General features: G+C 72.6%; 5 protein-coding genes. 1 reads left to right on the top strand and 4 read right to left on the bottom strand.

The annotated features are described in order from the left end of the window. Positions 1–114: 114 nt before the first annotated feature. The gene (purU, locus tag ACZ51D_RS36345) at positions 115–981 is read right to left on the bottom strand and encodes a formyltetrahydrofolate deformylase (RefSeq protein ID WP_465664678.1); all 867 of its coding nucleotides are present in this window, start codon (positions 979–981) and stop codon (positions 115–117) included. A gap of 135 nt (positions 982–1,116) precedes the next feature. After that, positions 1,117–1,548, bottom strand: coding sequence for an SCO4402 family protein (locus tag ACZ51D_RS36340; RefSeq protein WP_465664677.1), 432 nt, complete (start codon positions 1,546–1,548; stop codon positions 1,117–1,119). Between the two features lie 256 nt (positions 1,549–1,804). Between ACZ51D_RS36340 and ACZ51D_RS36335 the strand changes: the two genes are divergently transcribed. Further along, entirely contained in the window at positions 1,805–3,103 is a 1,299-nt protein-coding gene (locus ACZ51D_RS36335; RefSeq protein ID WP_465616506.1) for an ABC transporter substrate-binding protein, read from the top strand. A gap of 120 nt (positions 3,104–3,223) precedes the next feature. Here the strand turns inward: ACZ51D_RS36335 and ACZ51D_RS36330 are convergent, their stop codons facing one another. Next, a complete protein-coding gene (locus tag ACZ51D_RS36330) occupies positions 3,224–4,498 on the bottom strand; it encodes a hypothetical protein (protein ID WP_465664676.1) in 1,275 nt (424 codons plus the stop codon). 178 nt (positions 4,499–4,676) lie between these two features. After that, positions 4,677–6,053 (bottom strand): transcriptional regulator, encoded by a 1,377-nt coding sequence (locus ACZ51D_RS36325; protein WP_360494589.1) that lies wholly within the window; start codon positions 6,051–6,053, stop codon positions 4,677–4,679. Between the last annotated feature and the right edge of the window lie 107 nt (positions 6,054–6,160).

Raw genomic sequence — 6,160 nt, 5'->3', positions numbered from 1 at the left:
CTGTCCGCTGCCTAATCAGACGGGCTTGGACCCTCTACCGCTGGGATACCCGGCCTCGAAGCCCCCGCATCCGATGACCTACTGGCGGACGCCCTTAGGCGGCTTGGGCGCGGTTTACGCGAAGACGACCGTACGGGCGCCGTCGAGCAGCACCCGGTGCTCGCTGTGCCACTTCACCGCGCGGGCCAGCGCCTGGCACTCGACGTCCCGGCCGAGCGCGACCAGCTGGTCCGGGCTGACGTCGTGGGTGACCCGGGCCACCTCCTGCTCGATGATCGGGCCCTCGTCCAGGTCGGCGGTGACGTAGTGCGCGGTGGCGCCGATCAGCTTCACGCCGCGGGCGTGTGCCTGGTGGTACGGCTTGGCGCCCTTGAAGCTCGGCAGGAAGGAGTGGTGGATGTTGATCACGCGGCCGGACAGCTCGGTGCACAGCTGGTCGGAGAGCACCTGCATGTAGCGGGCCAGCACGACCAGTTCGACGTCCTCCTTGGCGACCAGGTCCAGCAGCCGCTGCTCGGCCTCAGCCTTGGTGTCCCTGGTGACGGGGATGTGGTGGAAGGGGATCCCGTAGCTCTCGGTCAGGTCCCGCAGGTCGGTGTGGTTGGAGACCACCGCGACGATCTCCACCGGCAGGGCGCCGATCCGGGTGCGGTACAGCAGGTCGTTCAGGCAGTGCCCGAACTTGCTGACCATGAGGACGATCCGCATCCGCTCCTCGGACTGGTGGATCTGCCAGTCCATCGCGAAGGAGGCACCGATCGCGGCGAAGCTGGCCCGCAGCTTGTCCGCGGTGACCGGCTCGGGGGCGGAGAAGTGCACCCGCATGAAGAAGAGCCCGCTGCCGCCGTCCCCGAACTGCTGGCTGTCGATGATGTTGCAGCCGGTCATGAAGAGGTAACTGGACACGGCGTGGACGATGCCCTGCTTGTCCGGGCAGGACAGCGTGAGGACGTACTGGGCGCCGGCCGGCTGCTGTTCCACTGGGGGTATCCCGTTCTGAGTTCGTGACGTGCGTGGACGGTCCAGCGTGTCACATCCTGGACAGCCGCCGCCCCGCTGCCCGTACTGCGGGACGGCACCGTCCGGCCGGAGCCCGGCCGGGGTCGGACCGGGGTCTCAGACCTGGGTGAGGATGCGCAGCACGTCCAGCGACTTGGGCGTCGCGTCCGGGTCGTCCCCGTCGTTGGCGGCCAGCAGCACGTGCGCCTCGCGGGCGGCCCGGACGGCCTCCGGCCAGTCGGGGTGGCCGAGGTAGGCGGAGGCCGGGGCGTCCGCGCCGACCTCGTGCAGCATCTGCACCGCCCGCAGCACCGCGACGTCGACCACCGCGGCCTCGGCGGAGTCCCGGAAGATCGTGCCCACGTACTTCTCGGCGGACCAGCGGTCCAGCCAGGTGTCCTCGACCAGCCGGTACACGGCGTCGGTCACGTCCCCGTACCCCTCCCGGCCGGTCAGCCAGGCCTCCTGCTGGAAACCGGGGTCGGACAGCATGTGCAGCGCCGAGCGGAGTCGGGCTCGCCAGCGCCACCAGGGCAGATCGTTGAGCATGCCGCCCATCGTGCTGGAGCGGTGGCCCGGACGAGAAGGGTTTCGGGCGGACCGGTGCGAAGAATCTGTGCTGACGGACATGGTGAACGATCGTACGTTCCCCGTCTGTTCGTACTCCACTCGCGATCTACACGCGTACCGATCCGGATTTCAGCCGCCGTTTGCCGACCGTTCGCACTTCTGCCCTCTCGGCGTGTGGCACCGGGGCTTGGCTGGATCCGGTGCGCCGGAGTGCGCCCAGAGAGAGGGAAGATCGATGACCAGCCGAAGGGACTCGTTCCAGGGCCCTCCCCCGATCGTGCGGCGTCGCCGCCGACGCCCGATCGCCGCCGCCGTGACCGCCGCGGCGCTGCTCCCCACCCTCCTCTCGGCCTCCGCGTGCGGCGGACCGGCCGATGCCGCCGGCGGCGACGACCTGACGGTCATGACCTGGGCCCCGTCCGGCACCCGCTCCGCCGACCGGCCGGGCATGACCGCGCTCGCCTCCGCCATCGGCCAGGACGTCAACATCAAGGGCGGCCTGAACGGCCACCGGCTGCGGGTGATCACCTGCAACGAGCACAACAGCGTCGAGGGCGCCCGTGCCTGCGCCCAGCAGGCGGTGGACACCAAGGCCGTCGCCGTGATCGGCTCCTACAGCCAGTGGGGCGAGGCCTTCATGCCGGTCCTGGAGCGCGCCGGCATCCCGCTGATCGGCGGGTACGGGCTCTCCCAGCCCGAGTTCTCCAGCCCGCTGTCCTACCCGGTGGACGGCGGCCTGCCGGCGCTGATCGCGGGCAACGGCCGTCAGCTGGTCGAGGCCGGCTGCAAGGCCGTGGCGCTGGTCCGCCCGGACACCCCGGCCGGTGACAACCTGCTCGGCTACCTCGGCGGCGCGCTGCGGCCGGCCGGGATCAAGCTGCTGGACGTCAAGGCGCCCGAGCAGTCCTCCGACTACACCCCGGTGGCCCGCAAGGCGCTCGGCAAGGACGAGCCGGGCAACTGCGTCACCAGCGCGCTGGCCGCCGAGCCGACCGGCAACCTGCTGGACTCCTACCGGCGGCTGAACCCGAAGAACACCCGGATCGCCTCGGTGATCGGCAGCGTGCAGCAGTCGGTGGTCGACTCCACCGGCGGCGACCCCGGCCCGCTCGGCGGCGCCTACGTCACCAGCTGGTACCCGCCGGAGTCGGCGAAGATCTGGGACGGGCTGCGCTCGGTGGTGCGTGCCGACACCACCGGCGGGAACACCATCGACGTCTCCGACCCCGGGGTGCAGACCACCTGGGTCTCGTACGAGGTCTTCCGGACGGTGGCGCAGAAGCTGGCGGAGGCCGGCAAGCCGGTCACCTCGAAGACGGTCACCGGGCTGCTGGACGCCGGAGAGGGCATCGACACCGGCGTCACCCCGCCGCTGAGCTGGGGCACCACCAACATGCTGCCCAGCACCGAGTCGCCTCGTCTGGTGAACACCTGGGTCACCTACCAGGTGGTCAAGAACGGCCGGATGACCCTGCAGCAACCGGGCTTCGTGGACGTCCGCTGGGTGCTCACCGGGGGCCGTCCGCCGGCGTGACGCGAGGGGCGGGCCCGTCGCGGCCCGCCCCGATTCGGTCCGTCCGGCGTCTCCCGCGGCTCGGCTGCCCCCCGCGACTCCTGCGAGTCCCGCGGGTCCCGGACTCCCACGACTCCCGGGTTACAGGTCGCCGTCGCCGCGGTTGGGCAGGCCGGTCTGGCCGGCGATCGTGTTCCAGAGCGTGGAGGCCTGCTTCTTCGCGGTGGTCGCGGTGCCGCTGGCCTGGACGGCGTTCTTGTAGTGCTGGTTGTCCTGCTTCTTCGCGTCGCAGGAGGCCTGCGCGTCCTGCGCCCAGGCCGCGTACTCGTCGTCGGCCTGGGCCGAGGCGGTCCACGCCGCGTTCAGCTGCTCGACCAGCTGCTGGCCGCCGGGCAGCTTGTCCGTCTTCAGCTGGCCCAGCTTGGTCTGCAGCTCGCGGCGCTTGCCGGCCGCGGCGGTGAGGGCCTGCTGCGACTCGGGCAGCTTGTCGCACTTCTGCACCGAGGCGACCGCGGAGACCACCGAGGTGCGGCTGTCGCTCGCGGTGCCCAGCAGGTCCGACAGCGGCTGCGCCTGCGCCTTGACGTCCGGGTCGACGGCGGCGCCGGAGCCGCTCCCGCTCGCCGTGCCGGGGACGCCGGTGGTGGTGGCGGCCACCGGGGTGGTCTTCTTGCCGTCCTTGGTGTCGGTGCCGCCGCTCATCAGGACGGCGACCAGGATGCCGGCCGCCGCGCAGCCCGCCACCACCCCGCCGATGATCAGCTTGTTGGACGGGCGACCGCCGCGCCCCGACCCGCCGGCCTGGGTCGCGTCGAAGCCCTGCCCGCGATCCGGGGCGTAGCCCTGGTGCTGGTCCTGGCCGTAGTCCTGCGCCGGGTAGGGCGGCTGGGGCTGCGCGGCCGGCGGGTACGCCTGGTAGCCGGGCGCGGGCTGCTGCTGCGGGAAGCCGGGCTGGGCCTGCGGCACCGGGTAGCCGCCCCCCTGCGGGTCGCCGGCCGGGTAGGGCGGCAGGTACTGGGTCTCCGGGGCCGGGTCGGCCTGCGGGACGCCGTACCCGGGCTGCGGCGCACCCCACGGGGCCCCGGGCACGGGCGTCGGCTGGCCCGGCATCGGCTGGCCGGGCATCGGCTGCGCGGGCACGGCCTGGGTCGGCAGCGCGTGCCCGCCCTCCCCGAGGTACTCCGGCTGCCCGGACGGCTGCCCCACCGGCGGCACCGCGGAGTGGCCCTGCGGCTGCCCTGGGAACTGCTGCTGGCCCGGCTGGCCCGGGAACTGCTGCTGGCCCTGCGGCTGGCCCGGGAACTGCTGCTGGCCCTGCGGCTGGCCCTGCTGGCCCGGCGGCTGGCCGGGCTCGGGGCGGAACAGGTCGTCCAGGTTGAAGTCACCCGAGTTGGGGTACGAGCGGCGCTGACTCAACGCGATTCCTCACCTGTGCAGGACCGCGCGCTGACGGCGGACCACATCTCGTCGGTTCTTGGGAGCATCACAGTTCCTTGGACGTCGCGCCCACGCTACCGGTTCACCTCACCGGGTGACCACGTGGGCGGGACCTCCGTCACGCTCCCTGCGCAGACGATCCGCGGCCGCCGCCGGATCAGGCCGCCTCCGCGTCCGCCCTGGCGTGGAACTCGCGGACCACCCGCTGTTCCCGGTAGGGCTCCAGCCGGCGCCGGAACTCGTCCAGGTACTCCACGCCCCGGTTGGAGCGCAGCCCGCTCAGCAGCCGGACCGCCTGGGTGCCCGTCTCACAGGCGCGTTCCAGGTCCCGCTGCTGCAACTGGGCGGTGGCCAGCAGCACCAGGTCCACCGCGCGGCGCCGGACCCGGGTCGGCGGGTGCAGGTCGAGCGCCCGGCGGGCGTAGTGCTCGGCCGGGCCGGCCTGTTCCAGGTCCCGGTGGCAGTGGGCCAGCTCGTCGGCGAGGTAGGCGTCGTCGAAGTGGACGATCCAGTCCGGGTCGTCCTCCGGGCGGCGCTTCTCCATCATCTCCAGCGCCCTGGCCGACACCGCCTCGCAGGAGCGGGCGTCGCCGAGGAGGGCGTGGCCGCGGGCTTCGGCGGCGTAGAACATCGCCATCGCCGTCGGGGTGGCCACCGACCGGGCACCCTCCTGGGCGGCACGGGCGAGTTGGGCGATCTCCCGCGGGTTGCCGAGGGTGGCCGCCAGGTGGCTCATCGAGGCGGCCAGCACGTAGCCGCCGTAGCCGCGGTCGTCGGCCGCCTGGGCGAGCCGGAGCGCCTGGATGTAGTAGCGCTGGGCCAGCCCCGGCTGGCCGGTGTCCACCGCCATGTAGCCGGCCAGTTCGGTCAACCTCGCCACCGCGGCGAAGAGTTGACGGCCGGTCTCCTCCCGGTAGGCGCCGCCGAGCAGGCCGGAGACCACCGAGTTGAGGTAGTGCACCACCACCGGGCGCACGTGCCCGCTGCCGAATCGGTGGTCCAGGTCGACCAGCATCGCGGTGGTCGCCTTGATCGCGGCCACGTCGGTCGGGCCGACCCTGGGGCCGCCGGTGCGCGCCACCACCGGGTCCGGCGGGGTGATCAGCCAGTCCCGGCTGGGCTCCACCAGCGCCGAGGCGGCGACCGTCGCCCCGGTCAGGAAGTCCCGCCGGCCGACGTCGCTGCGCCAGAGCTCGCAGACCTGCTCCAGGGCGGCGCCCAGCGTCGGCGCGAACTGCAGCCCGATGCCCGAGCTCAGGTTCTTGCCGTCCGCCATGCCGATCTCCTCGACCGACACGCTGCGGCCGAGCTTGCGGCCCAGGGCCTCGGCGATCACCGCCGGCGCCTGCCCGCGCGGCTGCTGACCGCGCAGCCAGCGGGCGACGGAGGTCTTGTCGTACCTCAGGTCCAGACCGTGCTCGGCACCGCAGAGGTTGACCCTCCGGGCCAGGCCGGCGTTGGAGCAGCTGGCCTCCTGGATCAGTTGCTGCAGACGCTCGTTGGGCTGTCGTGCGACGAGTGGTCTCGCGGCCATTGGGCTTCGCCTCCCCACACCCTCCGGTCCCGGCCGGCGGGCGACGATTCTGCTGATCTGTTGCCGACTGTCCGACCGTCCAAGGAATCTGACACCAGGTTAGCGAT

The organism is Kitasatospora sp. NPDC033851, assembly GCF_055576085.1.
The sequence above is the reverse complement of the archived record's forward strand: the minus strand, read 5'-3'. Positions and strand labels throughout refer to the sequence as shown.

What these genes read in the sequence shown, in the direction of transcription:
- ACZ51D_RS36340 (WP_465664677.1), bottom strand. Translation starts at nt 1,548, where the DNA reads ATGCTCAACGATCTGCCCTGGTGGCGCTGGCGAGCCCGACTCCGCTCG.
- ACZ51D_RS36335 (WP_465616506.1), top strand. Translation starts at nt 1,805, where the DNA reads ATGACCAGCCGAAGGGACTCGTTCCAGGGCCCTCCCCCGATCGTGCGG.
- ACZ51D_RS36325 (WP_360494589.1), bottom strand. Translation starts at nt 6,053, where the DNA reads ATGGCCGCGAGACCACTCGTCGCACGACAGCCCAACGAGCGTCTGCAG.